This window comes from Streptomyces purpurascens (assembly GCF_045040895.1).
Classification (GTDB): domain Bacteria; phylum Actinomycetota; class Actinomycetes; order Streptomycetales; family Streptomycetaceae; genus Streptomyces; species Streptomyces purpurascens.
In genome coordinates, this window is record NZ_CP108341.1 from 1,262,554 (window position 1) to 1,281,661 (window position 19,108).

A 19,108-nucleotide genomic window follows, 5' to 3' on the forward strand; every position below is an offset into this window, starting at 1 on the left:
GCGAAGCGAAGGGTAGTCACCTGCCGCGGAGGTCAAGAGCCCACAGGCCCCGTGATGGGGCTCGGTACAGGCTGCCAGCCGGTTTCGGCTGCCATCATCAGCACCTCCGTGGCCGGAGAGCGAAGCGGGAGCCATAGCTGGACTGCTCTCACACCCGCCGCCCTCTCCCGCGGCTTCCAGCGTGACCACTGTCAGCACCGCACTCCTCGACGAGCCACAGCTAGGGGCGCACGAGGTCGTTAGGCACACACGGACGGCACCGCCCGCGCGAGTCCCTTCAGGTGGAGGGCGTCGAGCCGGTGGGTGCAGGCGGACCAGGCGGCTGCCGTGGTCAGGCGTGGGCCGCACGACGGGACGGCCCGGGCCTGTTCCGTGGCCTGGAGCGCGGTCAGCAGCTGTGTGGTGATGCGGTCGAGGGCCGGGCGGACCTCCTTGGCCAGGTCCGGGCGCTCGGTGGGGCGTTCGCCGGGGTTCGCGTCCCAGCGGGCGTACAGGCCGCGCTGCACCAGCTTGTTCGCCTCGATCTGGTCCCGGAACACGGCGGCCACGGCATCCGGGTCGAGCCCGAGGACGGCCGCGCGGGCCCGGACGTCGTCCAGGATCTGCGCCTCCCGGGCCGGATCGTCGATCGGCGTGTCGGTGCCGTACTTGGCGGCGGCGACCTTGTCGGCCAGCAGCAGTCTCTCGGCGAGCAGTTGGGTGAGAGGGGTCAGGTGTTGCGCGGCGGTCGCGTGGTGTACGGGAGCGGGGTGCACCGGGGCGGCCGAGGACGGGCCGGCCGTGCCGAGGGCCAGCGTGGCCGCGGTGGCCACGGTGCTGAGGACGGTGAGGGCGGACCGGAGGCGGCGAGGGCGCACAGGGGTGTCCTTCCGTGGGGGCGGGGCAGGCACCAACCTACCGATCACCCTCACGGCGTCGTTCGCCCAGGTCCCAGAACAGCCCCGCCATGATGCCCAGCCCCTCTCGGGCCACTGCCCCCAACAGGTGTTCGTCCGGGGCGTGTTGGGAGCAGGACGGGTGGGAGTGCGGGATCCAGACGGTGGGCAGGCCGAGGATGTCCGCGAAGGCGTCGTTGGGGAGCGTGCCGCCGAGGTTCGGCAGGACGGCCGGTTCCTTGCCCGTGGTGTGCCGCAGGGAGTCCACGGCCCAGCCGACCCACGGGTCGTCGGGGCTGAGGCGGGTCGCGGGGACGGCCTGCAGCACCTCGACGTCGACCATGGGCAGGCCGTGGGCGTCGAGGTGGTCGCGGACGATGCGTTCGAGGTCGCGCCACGGGGTGCCGACGACGAAGCGGAGCTGGACATCGGCGTGGGCGGTGCCGGGGATGGCCCCGACGGGCTTGGCGGGGTCCCCGGCGGCCAGGGTGAGGACCTCCAGCGTGTTCCAGCCGAAGACGCGCTCGGCCGGGCTGAGGCCCGGCTCGCCCCAGTCGGTGTCCACGTCCGGGTCGTCGTCCCCGCCGCCCACGGTGAGGTCGGCCAGGGCGGCGGCGACGGGCCCGGGCAGCGCCGGGGGGCGCAGGCCGTCCACGAGGATGCGGCCCCGGGCGTCGACCAGGGTCGCCAGGGCGCCGGCGAGCACCGTGGCGGGGTTGCGCAGGGCGCCGCCCCAGTTGCCCGAGTGGTGGGCGCCCTCGCGCAGGGCCACACGCAGGCGGAAGTTGGCGGCGCCCCGCGAGCCGAGGAACAAGGTCGGGCGGCCGGCCGCGAGGCGCGGGCCGTCGGAGGCGATCAGCAGGTCGGCGGCCAGGTCGTCCTTCAGCCGGCGGCACATCTCGCGCAGGCCCGGTGAGCCGGACTCCTCCCCGGTCTCGACGAGCACCTTCAGGTTGAAGCCCAGCCTGCCTCCGCGAGCCGCCAGGACCTGTTCGAGCGCGGCCAGGTTGACGGTGTGCTGGCCCTTGTTGTCGGCGGTGCCGCGCCCGTAGAGGCGGTCGCCCTCGACGACGAGTTCCCAGGGGGACAGGCCGGTGCGCCACCGGTCGTCCTGGCCGGGGACGACGTCGCCGTGGCCGTAGACCAGGACGGTGGGCAGGTCGTCGGCCTCGTGCCGGTGGGCGAGCAGGAACGGGCCCGCGCCTTGCACCGGGTTGTCGACGATCCGTGCGGTCGCGCCCAGGCGGCGTACGGCGGGGGTGAGTTCGTCGGTCAGGTAGGTGCGCAGCGGGCCCGTGCCGTCGGGCGGCGGGCTCTGGGTCGGGAACGCGACCCGGCGCCGCAGGTCGGCGAGGAACTCCCCGGAGTCGTAGTAGGCCTCGGCCAGGCCGATGGCGGTCTCACGTGTCGTCATGCGTTCCACTCCCACTGGTCCGTGTCCCGTTCGCTTCCGCCGGCCCTGCGCCGCGCGCTCCCGGCCCTCTGGTGCCGCCCTCGCGGTCCGCCGGGCCGGGCGCGTTCGCCAGGCGGCCGTCCTCCCGGTCGAGCCAGTGCCGCCGCAGCGCCCGGAGCACCACGGAGACGTCGAAGGAGAGCACCCCGGGAAGGTCCGCCACATCGCGGGTGAGGAACGCCGCGAGGCCCGCCTCGTCGCGGAAGACGCCCTGGTGGACGACGGAGCAGGGGCCCGCGTTGGTCGACACGTAGCGGGCGGAGGGGTGCCGGGCGAGCGTCCGGGCCGCCTCTTCCATCCCGCCCGGTGACACGGTCAGGGCGACCACCGCCTCCAGGGCGTAGCCGAGCAGTCCGGGCTCGATCTCCACGCGGGGGCGGATCAGTTCGCGCTGGAGCAGTGACTGGGTGACGCGGTAGGCGGTGGACTGGCCGATGCCGAGCTCCCGGGACACCTGGGCGGCGGTCATGCGGCCGTCGGCGGCGAGCAGCCGCAGTGTGCGCAGTTCGTCGTCGGCGAGGCGGGCGGGCCGGTCGGTGCCGTCCGGTGCGGCGTCGCCGTCCTGGGCCGCGTACTCGGCGAGCAGCCGGTGCTGGTCCGCCGTCAGCCGGGGCAGCCGCCACGAGTCGGACTTGGTGTCGGCGCGCAGGACGAGTGCGGTGCGGGTGGAGTGCACGCCGGGGAGTGCGGCGACGCGCCGGGTCAGCAGGTCGTGGGCCTCGGAGCGGCGGCTGGGCTGGACGACGCAGTAGACGTCCGCCTGCCCCGCGGTGACGGCGACATGGGCCGCCTCGGGCAGTGCGACGAGCCGCCGGGCGACGTCGTCGGCCCGTCCCGGCGCCGCGGTGACCCACACGTGCCAGGGCGTGCCCTCGCCGGACACCGACAGGTCGACCTGGCCGATCACCCGCAGCAGCCGGTGCGACTCCAGCCGGGCCAGCCGCCGTCCCACGGTGCTCGCCGACACGCCCAGCGCCTGGGCGAGGAGGCTGAGCGGGGCGCGCGGCGCGCGCTGGAGCGCGGCGACCAGATCGAGGTCGTCGTCGTCCAGGGCGTTCTCCACGGGGTCCATCAGTGCCCATCCCTTCATGGAACGAATCCGTCAACCAGCGGCTTCACGCGACCGATACGACCACAACAACCTTTTCACTTGCATGATTTCGTCAGGGCGTCGTCAATAGGGATGTGACCACCGCCACTTCACCCCCACCGCCCGACGCCCCTTCGAAGCAGCTGTCCCGGCTGCTCGCCGTCCTCGGACGCATCGAACGCCTCGGCAACAAACTCCCCCACCCCTTCTGGCTGTTCGGCGTGCTGAGCGTCGCACTGGCCCTGGTCAGCTGGGTCCTGTCCGCCACCGGCGCCTCCGCGCTCAATCCGGCCACCGGCGAGACGGTGGGGGTGCGCAGCCTCGTCTCGGGCGAGGGGCTGCGGATGATGATCTCCGACGCGGTGACCAACTACGCCACGTTCCCGCCGCTCGGCACGATCCTGGTGGTCATGCTGGGCGTGGCCGTCGCCGACCGGTCGGGGCTGCTGCCCGCGATGCTGCGGGCGGCCGTCGCCCGGGTCCCGGCCCGCTGGCTGACGTTCACGCTGGCCTTCACGGCGATGGTCGCGCATGTCGCGTCCGACGCGGCCTATGTGGTGCTGGTGCCGCTGGGCGCGATGGCGTTCCGGGCGGTGGGGCGCAGCCCGATGCTGGGCGCGGTGGTGGCGTTCGTGTCGGTGGCCGCCGGCTACGACGCGAGCCCGCTGGTCACGCCGACGGACGCGGTGCTGTCCGGGCTCACGACGGCCGCCGCGCACACGGTCGACCCGTCGTACGTGGTCAACCCGCTGTCCAACTACTTCTTCTCCCTGGTCTCGTCCGTCGTCCTGGCCCTCGTGATCACTGTCGTCACGGAGAAGGTCATCGCCCGGCGGGTGGCGGCGATGCCGGAGGAGCCGGAGCCGGAGGACGTCCCGGAGGGCGCGGGCGAGGTCTCCGAAGGGCTGACCCTGCGCCCGGAGGAGCGCAAGGGCCTGCGCAACGCCGGTCTGGTGCTGCTGGCGTACGCGGCGCTGGTCGTGGTGGCGATGGTCCCGGCCGGGTCGCCGCTGCGCGGTGAGGGCGGCAGCATCGTCGAATCGCCGGTGCTCACCGGCATCGCAGTGGTCCTGGCGGTGGCGTTCCTGATCGTGGGCGCCGTGTACGGGCGGACGGTGGGGACGGTACGGAAGGGCCGGGACATCCCCGACCAGATGGCGCAGGGCCTGCGCGAGATGGCGCCGATCCTGGTGCTGTTCTTCGCCATCTCCCAGTTCCTGGCGTACTTCAAGTGGACCGGTGTCGGCGAGGTCCTGGCGATCCGGGGCGCCGGCCTGCTGAAGTCGGCCGGCATCACGGGACCGGTCGCGTTCCTCGGCGTCCTGCTCATCTGCACGGTGATCAATCTGCTGGTCACCAGCGGATCCGCCCAATGGGCCCTGGTCTCCCCGGTGTTCGTCCCGATGTTCATGCTGCTCGACATCCCGCCCGAGGTGACCCAGGCCGTGTACCGCATCGCGGACTCGTGCACCAACGCGGCGACCCCGATGAGCGCCTACTTCGTCATGACTCTGAGCGTCGTACAGCGCTACCGGCGCTCGGCCGGCATCGGCACGCTGCTGTCGCTGACCCTGCCGCTGTGCCTGGTCATGCTGGTGGCCTGGACTCTGCTGTTCTACGCCTGGTGGGCGCTGGGGATTCCGCTGGGCCCGGGGGTACCGGTCCGCTGACGCCGTGACGCGTCGCCGTACGTACGACAAGGAGCGCGCATGTCCCTGACCCGTGTCGAGTCGCTGGCCCGGGCCGCCCTGCCGGAGATCACCGGTGATCTGCGGACGCTGGTCGAGCTGGAGACACCCAGCGACGACAAGGAGTTGCTGACCGCCGGGCTCGCCGCCGTCGAGGCCTGGACGCACCACCGGCTCGGCACGCCGGACGCGTCCCGGCGCCATGACGGCGGCGCCCACGGCGACCTGCTGGAGCTGCTCTACCGGGGCACGTCGCCCGCGGTGGTGCTGGTCCTGTGCCACTACGACACGGTGTGGCCGGCCGGCACCCTCGCCGAGTGGCCCTTCCGGGCGAGCGAGGACGGCCGGGCCACGGGGCCGGGCATCTTCGACATGAAGTGCGGCCTGGTGCAGGCGGTGTGGGCGCTGCGCCTGCTGCGGGAGCTGGACCTGCCGCGCCCGTCGGTACGGCTGCTGTTCAACGGCGACGAGGAGATCGGCAGCCCCGCCTCCCGGCCGGTGATCGAGCGGCTGAGCGAGGACGCGGCGGCCACGCTCGTGTGCGAGGCGTCGGCCGGGCCGGAGGGCGCGCTCAAGACGGCCCGCAAGGGTGTCGGCCTGTTCGAGGTGACGGTGGAGGGCGTGGAGGCGCACGCGGGCCTCGACCCGGACAAGGGCGCCAGCGCCGTGCACGCGCTCGCCGAACTGGTCACCCGGATCGCCGGGCTGGGCTCGCGGGAGCGCGGAACGACGGTCAACGTCGGGCTGATCAGCGGCGGCACGGGACGCAACGTCATCGCCGGCCGGGCGAGCTGCGGCATCGACGTACGGGTCGCCGACCCCGCCGAAGCGGCCCGCGTCGACACCGCGCTGGCCTCCCTCGCCCCCTCCGATCCCCGGGTACGGGTCTCGGTCACCGGCGAATGGAACCGCCCCCCGATGGTGCCGACGCCCGCCTCGCGGCTCCTGTTCGATCAGGCGCACGCGGCAGCGGCGGAACTGGGGTGGGCCCTGCGGGAGACCGCCGTCGGCGGAGCGAGCGACGGCAACTTCGTCTCCGCGCTGGGCCGTCCCGTGCTCGACGGTCTGGGAGCGGTGGGCGACGGTGCCCACGCCCGGCACGAACACATCCTGCTGGACCATGTGCCGCCGCGCACCGCGCTGTTGGCCGGGATCCTCATGGCGGGAGCCGTATAGCCCGGACACCCCATGACCGTGGTCTCCATGTTCATGCCAGGCGCGCAACTCGACTGCCGTGCTCTTCAGGGCCACAGACGGAACACGCATTTCTCCGTGCACAGAAAAGCATTAACAAACTGAATGCACGCAGCAATCGTGATTCGCTCGACGCCCCTGCGTGCTTCCGTGCGCCCCTATGGAGAAAGGATTCGGCGAGCCGTCGGCAGATTTCACTGGGCAGGACTGAGGCGAGCGTCAAATCGGTGCAACCGCACCACAATCCCGTGTGCCGACTGAGGCAGGTGGTATTCGATGACCGGCTCCGTTCCCGGATCGGCCCGAAACTGGACAGTGGGCACTGCTCCAGGCATATTCCCATTCCTGGGCCACGGTATCGACTTGGTCCGTCGGCCGCTGGCTTTTCTGGAATCTCTTCCCACGCACGGGGATCTGGTCGAAATACGACTGGGTCCCCAGCGTGCCTGGATGGCCTGTCACCCGGATCTGGTCCACCAGGTACTCGGGGACCCTGAGACGTTCGACAAGGGCGGCCCGCTCTACGACCGGCTGCGGATGCTGCTGGGGGACGGCGTCGGGACCTGCCCCCATCAGGATCACCGGCGCCAGCGCAGGATGCTTCAGCCCGGCTTCCGCAAGGCCCGCGTCGCCGACCAGGTGCACCTGATGGGCGAGGAAGTGGAGTCGGTGTGCCGCACATGGCGGGGCGGGCAGACCGTCGACATCAGCGCGACCATGATGGATCTGTCGACTCGCGTGATCAGCCGCGTCCTCTTCTCCGACTCGCTCGACGCCGCGACGGCCCTCGAGATGCGCAGGTGCCTGGCCACCGTGGTCCGCGGCATGTTCGTCCGGACGGTGATGCCGGTCGACGCCCTGTTCCGTGTTCCCACTCCGGCGAACCGGCGCTACCGGCACGCTTCCGACCGGCTGCGCGCGATCGTCGACGCGGCTGTCGCCGAGCGCCGGCGAGACGCTGCGCGCGACGACCGGGACGATCTGCTGGGGACCCTGCTGGCGGCGGCGCGGGGTGACGGCCTGGAGTCGGCGATCACCGACCGGGAAGTCCACGGCCAGGTGATCACGCTGATGTTCGCCGGCGCCGAGAGCACCGCCCTGTGCCTCTCCTCCGCCTTGGCGCTTCTGGGGCGGCACCCCGAGGAGGAACGCCGCCTGCACTCCGAGGTCGACGCCGTGCTCGCCTCAGGACGGCCGCCCGGTCCCGACGAACTGCCGCGCCTCGTCCGCACGCGGTGCGTCCTCACCGAGACGCTTCGCCATCGCCCGCCCGGCTGGCTCTTCACCCGCGTCGCCACGAAGGAGACGGTGCTCGCCGGGCACCGGCTCCCGCCGGGCGCCACGATCGTGTTCAGCCCGTACCTCCTGCACCACGATCCCGCCCTGTTCCCCGACCCCGACCGCTTCCTCCCCGACCGCTGGCTGCCCGGGCAGGCCGACGCGGTCCGCCCCGGAGCGATGATCCCGTTCGGAGCGGGCCGCCGGAAATGCATCGGCGAGACGCTCGCCATGACGGAGGCCATGGTGGCCGTCGCGTTCATCACCCGCCACTGGCGACTGCGCCATCTGCCCGGCTACGAGGAACGGCTGCGCCCCGCGGCGTCCTTGGGGCCGAGGGGACTGGTCATGACCTGCGAACCACGAACGAGGAGGCCGGTGGCCACACCGCCTCGGGCGGATTCCCGCGCACCCCGGACAGCTGTCGTACCCGTCGTCCACAACTCCCGAACGGCAGGTGGCCACGATGTCCACGACGCATGAGGAAATCGCGCTCGCCGCGCAGGACGGAACTCAGGCGGTCGATCTGCGGGAACTGATCGACGCGAACCTCTACATGCCATTCCCGTACGAGCGCAATCCCCACGCGTCCGAAGCGTCGGCGGGCGTCGACAGGTGGCTGAGCAGGTGGGGGCTGACCGACGACCCGGCAGTGGCGGCCATGATCTCCTATACACGTCCCGCCGAACTCGCGGCCTGCAACAGTCCGGCCATGGATTCCGGGCTCCTCCAGATCGTGGCCAACCAGATCGCCTACCAGTTCGTCTTCGACGACCGGGCGGAGGACGTCGGCCGGCGCTCGCCCGGCGGGCTGCTGCCCATGCTGTGCGAGAGCGTCGCGATCCTGCGGGACGGCCAGCCGCCCACCACCCCGCTCGGGGCGGCCCTGGCCGACCTCCATCGACAGGTCCGGGAGCGGTGCACCCCCGATCAGGCCGCACGATGGGCCGGGAACAGCCGTGAGTACGTGCACGGCCTCCTGTACGAAGCGGTGGCCCAGGCCCATTCCGACCCGGTGGGCAGCGGGCTGTGCCGGTCCATACGGTCCCTCATCGCCGGCGTCGAGCCGTTCTACCCGCTGTGCGAGGCCGCGCAGCGGTGCGAACTGACCCCGGAGGAACTCCATCACCCCGTCATGCGACGCCTGAGCAGGTTGTCGGCCGACGCGGCGGTGTGGATACCCGACCTCTTCTCCGCGGTGAAGGAGCAGCGCGCGGGCGGCATGATCAACCTGGCCCTCGCCTACCGGCGGACACACCGGTGCTCCCTGCCGGTGGCCGTCACACTGGCCGTACGGCACATCAACAGCACGATCCGCGAGTTCGAGGAGCTCTACGGTGAGATCAGGCCGGAGTTGAGCCCGTCCGGCGTCGGCTACGTGGAGGGCATGGCCGGCTGGATCCGCGGATGCTACTTCTGGTCCCGCACCGTGCCCCGGTACGCCGACACGATGGCGGCACCCGCAGGGCTCTGACCGTCCGCCCGCCCGGTCGCCTCCCCACAGTGATCCCGAAAGGGGCGGAAACGGACCACGCTACCCCGAAAGGCAGGGGCGCAAAGCGTTCCCGCGGGAAATTCACTCACCCTGTCTACCTCCTGTTACGCCCGGGCCAAACGACCTGTTTCCGGGCGTACGCTCGCCCCGTCCGGCGGGGAGCAACGACAGGAAGCGGTAGACCACATGACGCATGGGCTGCGGCAACCGATCACCGAACACCGGCCTCTGCTCGAACGCGACGAGGAACTCCGGGCCATCGACCGTGCGCTGGCGGGGCTCGGGCACGCCGTCGACGGGGTGCCCCGGGTACCGCGCGGCGGGCTGCTCGCCTTCACGGGTGCGGCCGGGCTGGGCAAGACCACACTCATCGCGGCGGTGCGCGCCCGCGCCGCCGCACAGGGGTTCACGGTGTTCTCGGGCAAGGGCGGCGAGAACGAGCAGGGGCTGGCGTTCCGCGTCGTCCGCCAGGTCATGCAGCCCGTCCTGGCCGGAATGAGCGGGCCGGAGCGCCGGGATTTCCTGGGCAGTTGGTACGACATCGTCGGCGCCGCGCTCGGTCTCGAGGCGACGGACCCCGCCCGGGTGCCGGACCCGACCGGAGTGCGCGACGGCCTCGACTGGGTCATGACGCGCCTGACGATGCTGAACGCGCCCGTCGTTCTGCTCCTGGACGACCTGCACTGGGCCGATACCGAATCCCTCGACTGGCTCGCCTCCTTCGCGCCCCGGGTCGCGGACCTCCCGCTCCTGATCGTCGTCGGCTACCGGCCGGACGAACTCCCGTCCGACGCGACCTCTTTCCGCACGCTCGTCGAACGCCACGAGCAGCGCCCGCACCTCCTGTCTCCGCTCGGCGAGGCCGGCGTGGCGCGGATCATCAGGGAGGAAGTGGGTGAGGAAGCCGAGGACGAGTTCTGCGGCGAGTGCTGGACGGTCACCAACGGAATCCCCTTCGAGGCCGTCGAGCTGGCCATCAGACTCCGCGAGCGGCGGCTGAGGGGAACCCAGGACGAGGTGCCCGTGATGCGGGACCTCGCCGCCGCGGTCAAGGGCCCCGGCCTGATCGAGCGCCTCAAGCGGCTCGGCCCGAGCACGGTCCGCTTCGCATGGGCCGGCGCCGTCCTGGGCGGACCCTTCTCACCGGAGGCCGCCGCCGACCTCGCGGTGGTCGGCAGCGCGGAGGCCGTCGAGGCGACCGAGAAGCTGCGCGCCTGCCGCATCCTCACGAACGCCGACGAGACCGCGGGCGCCCTGGAGTTCGTCCATCCGCTGATCGCCACGACGGTCTACGGCGACATCCCCTCGGGCCTGCGCGTCGGCATGCACGACGCTGCCGCCAACGCCGCCCAGACGGTCGAGTCCAACCCCACCGCCGCCGCCCGTCACCTGCTGGAGGTGCCCTGCGACGGCCGGCCCGAGACGGTCGCGTGTCTGCGCGCCGCCGCGCGTGAGTACCTCCGCGCCGGGGCCCCGGAGGCCGCCCGGCGCGTGCTGACCCGGGCGTTGCGGGAACCGCCCCCTGCCGAGGACCGCGCCGCCCTGCTCCACGAGCTGGCTGGCTCGACCTTCCTGATCGAGCCCACGGCCACGGTGAGCCATCTCCGGGAGGCGCTGAAGGAACCCGGGATCGACCCCGACCTGCGCGCCTCCATCGTCTACCGGCTGACCCAGGCGCTGGCCCACACCGACCGGCTGACCGAGGCCGCGACCGTGGCCGCCGACGAGGCGCGGCGCGCCACCAACGCGCGCGTCAGACTGCGCATGCAGGCGGATCACTTCGTATGGAGCGCCTTTCGCGCCGACGAGCCGGACTCGTCCGCCCGCTCGCGCCGGCTGGCGCGGCTGGCCGCCAAGCTGACCGGCCGGGGCCTGGAGGAGCGCTACATCCTCGGTCTGCGGGCCTGGGACGCCCTCGTGCGCGGCGAGCCGCGGCGAAGCGCCCTCGGGTATGCCGAGGAGGCGCTGAGCGGAGGGATGAGCTGGACCGACGAGAACCGCGGCTTCGAGGTGCCCGTCGCGGTCGCCCTGCTGTTCATGTACTGCGACCAGCCGCGGCGGGCCGAAGAACTGTTCGCCGACGGGATGGCCGAGTGCGAGCACAGAGGGTGGCGCGGCTCCCATCTGGCGCAGGGCCAGACACTTCTGGGCTATATCCGCTATCGCCGTGGCTGCCTCCCCGAGGCCGAGGAACTCGTCCGGGCCGGGCTGCACACCGCCGAGCGCGTCGAGGGAGCGGTGCCCGCCCAGTGGTTCGCCATCGGGATTCTCATCCAGATCCTGCTGGCCCGCGGGCGGACCACCGAGGCGCGCCGGCTCGCCGACACCTACCACTACGGCGATGTGGTCCCCAACGCCGTCATCTTCCCCGACCCCCGCACGGTGTACGCCGAACTCCTCCTGGCGGAGGGGCGACTCGCCGAGGCGGCGCGCCTGCTGGCCAGGGTCGGGGACTGGCTGGAGTCTCGGGACTGGCACAACCCCTCGTGGTGCCCCTGGCAGCTGGGGCTGGCCTCGGCACTCGCCCGCACCGCTCCCGACCAGGCGGTGCTGCACGCCCAGGACGCCGCCAAGCGAGCCCGGGACTTCGGTGCGGCGTCCGCGATCGGCCAGGCGCTGCGTGTCCAGGCGGAGGTGACGGGCGGGCAGGCGGCGCTCGATCTGCACACGCAGGCCGTCGATCATCTGGAGCGGTCGCCCGCGGCGTACGAACTGGCCCGTGCCCTGGTGGGGCATGGCGCCGCGCTGGTCCGCAGCGGCCGCCTGCACGACGCCGCCGACCGGCTCTACCAGGGGCTGGAGGGGGCGGTGCACTGCGGTGCCGACGGCCTGGCCGCCCGCGCCAGGCGGGAGCTCTCCGCCGCGGGACTGCGCCCGCTGCCCCTGCGCTACGCGCAGACGGACATGCTGACCGGCCCGGAACGCCGGGCCGCCGAGAAGACAGCCCAGGGCCACCCGGCGCCGGTGGTCGCGAAGGACCTGCGGATCACCGAGCAGGGAGTACGGCAGCTGCTGTCCTCCGTGTACCGCAAGCTCGGCACAGACACGGCGGGCCTCGCCGACGCCCTGGAGAACTGCCACCGGCCGGGGCGGTAGCGGGCCGCGCGACCCAGGCGGCGAGCGACTCGTCTCGGGCGCGGGCAGCCGCCGCTTCTTCAACTATCGCCCGCGACAGACCACTTGACGCTGAACCGTTTCACTGCTTCTCTCGAGAGGCTGCTCATGGGAGCGCTCCCATACACCCACGTGAAAGGGAACCCCGTGCAGACCTCCCCCCACCCCTCCCCCGGACGGGCCCTGCCCGCCCTCCTCACGGCCGTGCTCCTCGCCTGTCTGCTGTCCTGGGCAGGTGGCTCGCCCGCCCAGGCCGTGCCCGGTGACGGCTCGGTGTCCGATCCGAACATCGCGTACGTCGGACGCTGGGACACCTCCTCGGGCACCGCGGCCGTGCCGAACTGGACCGGCGCCTATCTGCAGACCGGCTTCACCGGCACCACGGTGAAGGTCCGGGCCAGGAACGCGGTCAACTTCTACGCGAGCATCGACGGCGGTCCCGACGTCTTCCACGCCGGCGTGCGCGGCACGGTGGACCTCACACCCCGGCCGCTGTCCCCCGGCACCCATACCCTGCGCGTGTCCTACCGCTCCGGTGACACCGTCTTCCAGGGCTTGATCCTGGACTCCGGCGCGAGGACCGTCGCCGCCGGGGCCGCGTCCGGGCTGGTGGAGTTCGTCGGCGACTCCATCACCGCGGGGGCCCTGACCGACCGGCTGGCACTGGACTCGTACGCCTGGAAGACCGGCGAGAGTCTGGGGATGCGGCACACGCAGATCGCCCGGTCCGGGTACTGTCTCGTCGCGCAGTCCGGGTGCACCGGTCTGAGCGGGCAGTTCTTCAGGACGGCCAGCACCGGTGGCGCGAACTGGGACTTCTCCCGGTACCGGGCCGACGCGGTCGTCATCAACCTCGGCACCAACGACGTCGGGCACGGCGTCACCGGCGCCGCCTTCCAGTCGGCGTACACGACGTTCCTGCGGGACGTGCGCGCCAAGTACCCCACGGCGCATCTCTTCGCGGTGCAGACGCTGAAAAAGCGGTACGTCAACGAGACCAGGGCCGCCGTCAGTGCCCGGACCAGTGCTGGTGACACCCGGGTGCACTACATCGACACCTCGGGCTGGCTCACCGACGGGGCCGACTACGAGGACGGCAACGGGCATCCGAACGAGGCGGGGCACACCAAGTTCGCCGAGCGCCTGGCCCCGCTCGTCCGCGCCCGGCTCGGTAGCGGCGCCACGGTGCAGGCAGCGGCTCCCGGGCAGCCCGGCGACCCGAACATCAAGTTCGTCGGCCGCTGGGACAGCACCAGCTCCGCTGCCGCGTACACCCCGTACTGGGCCGGCGCCTACTACCGGGTCGGCTTCACCGGCAGGACGGTCAAACTGAAGCAGCGCGGCACGATCGACTTCTGGGCACGGATCGACAACGGGCCCGTGAGGTTCTACGACGACGTCAAGGGGACGGTGGACCTGACCCCGACGGCCCTCTCCCCCGGCAACCACACGCTCCAGGTCAACTACCAGGTGGTCGCCGGTTCCTACCGGGGTGACGCCGTCTTCCAGGGGCTGGCCCTCGACAGCGGCGCGACGACCTTCGCCCCGCCCGCCCCGGCCAAGCTGGTCGAGTTCGTGGGCGACTCGATCACCGTGGGCACGACGACCTCACAGAACGCCCGTACCGCGTACGGCTGGCTGATCGGGGAGCGGCTGGGCGTCGAGCACACACAGATCGCGCAGGGCGGGGCGTGCCTGGTGGCCGCTGCGGACGGATGCGTGGGTCTGGAGCGGCAGTTCACCAAGCTCAACCCCAACGCCGCGACGCCCGACTGGAACTTCTCCCGCTACCGGGCCGACGCGGTCGTCATCAACCTCGGCACCAACGACGTCGGGCACGGGGTGAGTTCCGCGCAGTTCCAGTCGGCGTACGGCAGTCTGCTGCGCAAGGTCCGGGCCGCGTATCCGCAGGCGTGGATCTTCGCGCTGGAGACGTTCCGCGGGCGGTTCGTCCCGCAGACCGAGGCCGCGGTGCGGACGGCCGTCGACGGTGGTGACGCCCGGGTCTCGTTCGTCGACACGACCGGCTGGCTGGGGTCGGGAGACCTGACGGACTCGGTGCATCCCAACGACCGGGGGCACCGGGTCATCGCCGGCCGGCTGGCGCCGGTCATCGCGTCGAAGATCGGGGCGTAGACACTCCGGGGGCGGGCCTCACATCGGGCCGGGGCCCGTCCCGCCCTTGAGACGTTCCAGGTCGGAGGGGCGGACCTGGATGACGACGAGGGCGATCAGCGCGGCGACGGCGGTGAAGATCGCCGCCATGATGAAGGCGGCCGAGACGCCGGCGGTGAGGATCTCGTCGGACCAGGGTTTCGGCACCTGCCCGGTCTGTTCGAACCGCAGGCGCTCGCTGGGGGTCGCCTGCCGGAGGAAGTCCGGGATCTGCTTATCCGCCTCGTTGGTGCTGGCCGTGCCGTACATCGTGACCAGGATGGACAGGCCGAGCGAGCCGCCGACCTGCTGGGTGGCGTTGAGGAGTCCGGACGCCGCGCCGGTCTCCGGGGTGGCCACGTTGGACAGCGCCATGAGGGTCAGCGACACGAACTCCATGCCCATGCCCAGGCTGAAGACGAGCATCGGGCCGAGGACGCTGCCCGCGTAGGTGGAGTGCACGTCGGTCAGGGTGAGCCAGGCGAGGCCTGCGGCTGCCAGGATCGCGCCCACCACCATGAACGGTTTGGGCCCGTAGACGGGCAGGAAGCGCGACGCCAGTCCGGCGCCGACGGCGATGACCGCGCTGACCGGAAGGAAGGCCAGTCCGGCCGCGAGCGGGCTGAAGCCCAGCACGTTCTGCACGAAGAGCGTCAGGAAGAAGAACATGCCGAAGATCGCGGCGGCGAGACACAGCATGATGCCGTAGGTGCCCGCACGGTTGCGGTCGGCGAACATGTGCAGGGGCGTGATGGGCTGTCTGGAACGCCGCTCGATCAGGATGAAGGCCGCCAGGACGACGACCGCCCCGACGAACGAGGCCACCGTGAGCGGGTCCCGCCAGCCGTCCTGCGCGGCTCTGATGAACCCGTAGACGAGCAGCACCATGCCCGCGGTGGAGGTGAGCGCGCCGGCGATGTCGAAGCGTCCGGGGTGACGCTCGGACTCCCTGATGTAACGGGGCGTGGCCAGCACGATGAGCAGGCCGATGGGCACGTTGACGAAAAGCACCCACCGCCAGTTCAGCCACTCCACGAGCATGCCGCCGGCGAGCAGACCGATCGCGCCGCCGCCGGCCGAGACCGCGGCGAAGACGCCGAAGGCGCGATTGCGTTCGGGCCCTTCGCGGAAGGTGGTGCTGATCAGGGCGAGGGACGTCGGGGAGGCGATGGCGCCGCCGACGCCCTGGAGGGCGCGTGCGCCGAGGAGTTGGCCGGAGTTCTGGGCGAACCCGCCGAGCAGGGAGGCGAGCACGAAGAGCAGCACGCCGAAGATGAAGACGCGCCGCCGGCCCAGGATGTCGCCGGCCCGGCCGCCGAGCAGCAGCAGGCCGCCGAAGGTGAGCGTGTAGGCGTTGACCACCCACGACAGGCTGGTGGTGGAGAAGTCCAGCGAACTCTGGATGTGCGGCAGCGCGATGTTCACGATGGTGATGTCGAGGACCACCATCAGCTGGCAGGAGGCGATGACGAACAGCGCCATCGCGTTTCCGCCACCACCGGATTCCCTGGTGGTGGTCGCCTGTGGTGAAGCCGGCTGCGGGCTGCTGCCTGCGGTGTCCACCGTTCGACGGTACGCCCGCCCCCCGGACCTCACCACTCGATCACCGTCAGCCCCTGCGGTGGCCCTTCGGCGACAGCAGTTGCTCGCGCAGGACGGTCAGTTGGTGCGAGGCGTCCACCGCACGCTGTCACCGACACCCTCGACCTGCTGTGCCGCACCCGGGCCCACATCGCCTCCAACGCGCTGCTGACCTGGGGCGTCAGCCACCCGCGCGAGGCTCGCACGCCCCGGCGCAGGGCGGCCCGGCCGGGACGAGGACCTGGCCGCCCTGGACGTGTCGATCCAGGCGCAGATCCTCCGGCTGCTGGACGAGATCCGCCGGGACACCGGGGTCGCCCTGCCGCCTCGGTTCCTGAGGCGCACGTTCGGTCAGCCCGTCTCCGTCTCCGGTGAGGAGAACGGGTGGCGCAGCGGCGGCGGAGGCCACTCAGGCGTCGTGACGCCCTCCACGGTGAAGGTGTGGCTGCCCGATCCGACCTCGAACGGCGGCTTGCCGCCGGGGAGTTCGACCAGGGCGGAGGTGTTGGGCGGGACGACCGCCGTGACCGTGACGGTGTCGCCCCGCCGCTCCCACCCGGCCTCGGCGCGCCCGTACGGCGTGAGGTGCGCGGCCTGCGCGCGGGTCAGCGTGCCGCCGGGCACCGGTGCGATGCGCAGCCGCTTCCAGCCGGGCCCGGCCTGCCCGAGCCCGGCGACGGTGCGGTGCAGCCAGTCGGCGACAGCGCCGAGCGCGTAGTGGTTGAAGGAGGTCATCTCGCCCGGGTTGACCGTGCCGTCGGGCAGCAGCGAGTCCCAGCGCTCCCAGACCGTGGTGGCGCCCATGGTCACCGGGTACAGCCAGGACGGGCAGCCGGTTTCCAGCAGCATCCGGTAGGCGATCTCGGGCGCGCCCGCCTCGGTGAGCGCGTCGCAGATCAGCGGGGTGCCGGCGAACCCGGTCGCGATCCGGAACCCGGCCCGGCGGACGATCTCCACCAGACGCCGGCCGGCCCGCTCGCGCTGCCGTGCGGTGGGCAGCAGCGAGAACCGCAGGGCCAGCGCGTACGCGGTCTGCGCGTCCGAGGCCAGCAGGCCGCCCGGGGTGACGAACTCGTCGGCGAAGGCGGCCCGCACCCGCCCGGCGAGCCGCGTGTACCGCTCGGCGTGCTCCGGCTCCCCCAGCAGGGCCGCCACTTCGGCCATGATCTCGGCCGTGCGGGCCGCGTAGGCGTTGGCCACCAGGTCGCCGTCGGTCCTGGCGTCTCCCGGCCGGTCCGGCGGGGCGCCCGGGTCCAGCCAGTCGCCGAGCTGGAACTCGGCACGCCACAGGCCACCGCCCTCCGTCGCATACCGCTCCAGTTCGTCGGCCCAGGCGGACATCGACTCCCACTGGGTGCGCAGCAGGCCCTCGTCGCCGAAGGCCCGGTACAGCGCCCAGGGGACGAAGACCGCGCTGTCGGCCCAGATCGCGTTCGCCGCGCTCGGGAAGCCGTCGGGCAGGGCGTCGGGCACGACCAGCGGCGGGACGGCGCCGTCGGGGCGGGCGAGTTGCTCGGCGGCGAGGTCGCGCAGCCAGGAGCCGAGCATGCCGGAGCAGTCGTACAGGAAGGCGGCGGTGGGGGCGAAGACGGCGATGTCGCCGGTCCAGCCGAGGCGTTCGTCGCGCTGCGGGCAGTCGGTCGGCAGATCGAGGAAGTTGCCGCGCATGCCCCACACGATGTTCGCGTGCAGTTGCTCGACCAGGGGGTCGGAGCACGCGAACCAGCCGGTGCGTTCCATGTCGGTGTGCAGGACGACGGCTTCGATGTCGCCGGGGTCCAACTCGCCGGGCCAGTCGTCCACTTGGGCGTACCGGAAGCCGTGGAAGGTGAAGAGGGGCTCGTACGTCTCCCCCTCGGGGGCGCCCTTGAGGGTGTAGCGGTCGGTGGCCTCGGCGTGCCGCAGGGGGCGCAGGGCGAGTTCGCCGTGTTCCAGGACCTCGGCGTGGCGCAGGGTGACCGTCCGTCCCGCCTCGCCCCGCACCCTGAGCCGCAGGCGGCCGACCAGGTTCTGCCCGAAGTCCAGCACGGTGCGTCCGGCCGGGGTGGTCAGGACCCGCACGGGCTTCAGCGTCCGCGTACGGCGTACGGGCGGTCCGGTGGGCGCCACCAAGTCGCCCCGGGGCATGTCCAGTTCGATGACGGGCACCCAGCCGTCGCCGGCCTCGCCGGGCGCGGACCAGCCGGGGCGCTCCAGGCGGGCGTCGTACTCCTCGCCGTCGTACAGCTCGGACCGCGGCGCCGGCCCGGTCGCGGCCTGCCAGCGCCCGTCGGTGGCGACAGTCTCGCGGCTCCCGTCGGCGTAGCGGATCTCCAGTTGGGCGAGCAGGGCGGGCCGGTCGCCGTACACGGCGCGCCGGCCTCCGTGGAAGCCGAGCCGGCCGCTGTACCAGCCCTCGCCGAGCTGGGCGCCGAGCACGTTCGCGCCCTCGCGCAGCTGCTCCGTCACGTCGTAGGTGGAGTAGCGCAGCCGATGGTGGTACGAGGACCAGCCCGGCGTGAGGACGTCCGCGCCGACCGGCCGGCCGTTGAGCTCCGGCCGGCAGACGCCGAGGGCGGTGACGTACAGGCGGGCCGCGGCGACCGGGGCGCGCAGCCGGAAGGAGCGGCGCAGCAGGACGACGGGCTGTGGCCGTCCCGGGTCGATGCCCAGGTCCGGGTGCGGGGCGATCGGGCGGGCCGTCCAGTCCGCCGCGTCCAGCAGTCCGGTTTCCGCGTACGCGACCGGCGACCAGGCGGAGACCCGGCCCTCGGCGCCCCATACGCGCACCCGTGCCCCGGCCCGGGTGCGCGAGGCCAGGTCCGGCCCGGGCCACGGCACCAGCACCGACGCGTCCGACCCGACACGGCCGTCCGTCCCGCCGATCCGGGTGCCGGCGTCGTCGAGCAGCTCGATCTCGTACGCCGACTGCCGCCAGTCGGGTGCGTCGGTCTCGGTGCGCCAGCTCAACCGGGGCCGGGGCTCGCCGATGCCGAGCGGCGCCCGGTGATGTTCGAAGACGGGAGCGGTGACCTTGGCCTGCATGGGGAAGCTCCTCACTCCACGCTCTGGTGAATCGTTTCAACAGGGCCGGTCACGCGTGCGGCCCGAACTGAGATTCCCGGGGCGGGCGGTGATAATCCGATCGTGATCCGCGTTCCGACGTGGCCGTGACCGACGACTCCCGGACGGGCGAGGGCGTCACCG

The 19,108-nt window shown here is 72.4% G+C and carries 11 protein-coding genes; 6 read left to right on the forward strand and 5 right to left on the reverse strand.

Going from position 1 to position 19,108, the window contains the following annotated elements:
• Positions 1–239: 239 nt before the first annotated feature.
• The 3 genes from OHU35_RS05735 to OHU35_RS05745 are packed head-to-tail and all read right to left on the reverse strand — an operon-like array spanning position 240 to position 3,418.
• Positions 240–857, reverse strand: coding sequence for a chorismate mutase (locus tag OHU35_RS05735; RefSeq protein ID WP_189724313.1), 618 nt, complete (start codon positions 855–857; stop codon positions 240–242).
• Positions 858–894: 37 nt separating this feature from the next.
• Positions 895–2,289, reverse strand: a complete 1,395-nt coding sequence (locus OHU35_RS05740; RefSeq protein ID WP_189724314.1) for a M20 family metallopeptidase — start codon at positions 2,287–2,289, stop codon at positions 895–897.
• Positions 2,276–3,418, reverse strand: a complete 1,143-nt coding sequence (locus OHU35_RS05745) for an Lrp/AsnC family transcriptional regulator (protein WP_229872945.1) — start codon at positions 3,416–3,418, stop codon at positions 2,276–2,278. The genes OHU35_RS05740 and OHU35_RS05745 overlap by 14 nt, the downstream gene beginning before the upstream one ends.
• 95 nt (positions 3,419–3,513) lie before the next feature.
• On the opposite strand from OHU35_RS05745, the gene OHU35_RS05750 reads away from it, so the two are divergent.
• The 6 genes from OHU35_RS05750 to OHU35_RS05775 all read left to right on the forward strand — a co-directional run bounded on the left by OHU35_RS05750 (position 3,514) and on the right by OHU35_RS05775 (position 14,323).
• Positions 3,514–5,088 (forward strand): AbgT family transporter, encoded by a 1,575-nt coding sequence (locus OHU35_RS05750; protein ID WP_189724315.1) that lies wholly within the window; start codon positions 3,514–3,516, stop codon positions 5,086–5,088.
• Positions 5,089–5,127: 39 nt separating this feature from the next.
• Positions 5,128–6,282: a M20 family metallopeptidase gene (locus OHU35_RS05755; protein WP_189724316.1), complete on the forward strand. Its 1,155-nt coding sequence runs from the start codon at positions 5,128–5,130 to the stop codon at positions 6,280–6,282.
• A 294-nt stretch (positions 6,283–6,576) separates the two neighbouring features.
• On the forward strand, positions 6,577–8,061 hold the full coding sequence (locus tag OHU35_RS05760) for a cytochrome P450 (protein WP_189724317.1): 1,485 nt from the start codon (positions 6,577–6,579) through the stop codon (positions 8,059–8,061).
• Positions 8,045–9,052 carry a (-)-alpha-amorphene synthase gene (locus OHU35_RS05765; protein ID WP_189724318.1) on the forward strand — a complete coding sequence of 336 codons (1,008 nt, stop codon included), beginning with the start codon at positions 8,045–8,047 and terminating at the stop codon, positions 9,050–9,052. Before OHU35_RS05760 ends, OHU35_RS05765 begins: the two co-directional genes overlap by 17 nt.
• A gap of 207 nt (positions 9,053–9,259) precedes the next feature.
• Positions 9,260–12,169, forward strand: a complete 2,910-nt coding sequence (locus tag OHU35_RS05770) for an ATP-binding protein (RefSeq protein WP_405504946.1) — start codon at positions 9,260–9,262, stop codon at positions 12,167–12,169.
• Positions 12,170–12,334: 165 nt separating this feature from the next.
• Positions 12,335–14,323: a GDSL-type esterase/lipase family protein gene (locus tag OHU35_RS05775; protein ID WP_189724319.1), complete on the forward strand. Its 1,989-nt coding sequence runs from the start codon at positions 12,335–12,337 to the stop codon at positions 14,321–14,323.
• Between the two features lie 18 nt (positions 14,324–14,341).
• On the opposite strand, the gene OHU35_RS05780 is transcribed toward OHU35_RS05775, so the two are convergent.
• Both OHU35_RS05780 and OHU35_RS05785 read right to left on the reverse strand, forming a co-directional pair.
• Positions 14,342–15,823, reverse strand: a complete 1,482-nt coding sequence (locus OHU35_RS05780) for an MFS transporter (protein WP_189724583.1) — start codon at positions 15,821–15,823, stop codon at positions 14,342–14,344.
• 450 nt (positions 15,824–16,273) lie between these two features.
• Positions 16,274–18,946, reverse strand: coding sequence for a family 78 glycoside hydrolase catalytic domain (locus OHU35_RS05785; protein WP_405504948.1), 2,673 nt, complete (start codon positions 18,944–18,946; stop codon positions 16,274–16,276).
• Positions 18,947–19,108 lie beyond the last annotated feature (162 nt).

Bases quoted from the DNA above. Each gene is read 5' to 3' on its own strand.
- OHU35_RS05745 (WP_229872945.1), bottom strand. From the start codon at position 3,418: ATGAAGGGATGGGCACTGATGGACCCCGTGGAGAACGCCCTGGACGAC.
- OHU35_RS05785 (WP_405504948.1), bottom strand. From the start codon at position 18,946: ATGCAGGCCAAGGTCACCGCTCCCGTCTTCGAACATCACCGGGCGCCG.
- OHU35_RS05770 (WP_405504946.1), top strand. From the start codon at position 9,260: ATGACGCATGGGCTGCGGCAACCGATCACCGAACACCGGCCTCTGCTC.
- OHU35_RS05760 (WP_189724317.1), top strand. From the start codon at position 6,577: ATGACCGGCTCCGTTCCCGGATCGGCCCGAAACTGGACAGTGGGCACT.
- OHU35_RS05780 (WP_189724583.1), bottom strand. From the start codon at position 15,823: ATGGCGCTGTTCGTCATCGCCTCCTGCCAGCTGATGGTGGTCCTCGAC.
- OHU35_RS05765 (WP_189724318.1), top strand. From the start codon at position 8,045: ATGTCCACGACGCATGAGGAAATCGCGCTCGCCGCGCAGGACGGAACT.
- OHU35_RS05740 (WP_189724314.1), bottom strand. From the start codon at position 2,289: ATGACGACACGTGAGACCGCCATCGGCCTGGCCGAGGCCTACTACGAC.
- OHU35_RS05755 (WP_189724316.1), top strand. From the start codon at position 5,128: ATGTCCCTGACCCGTGTCGAGTCGCTGGCCCGGGCCGCCCTGCCGGAG.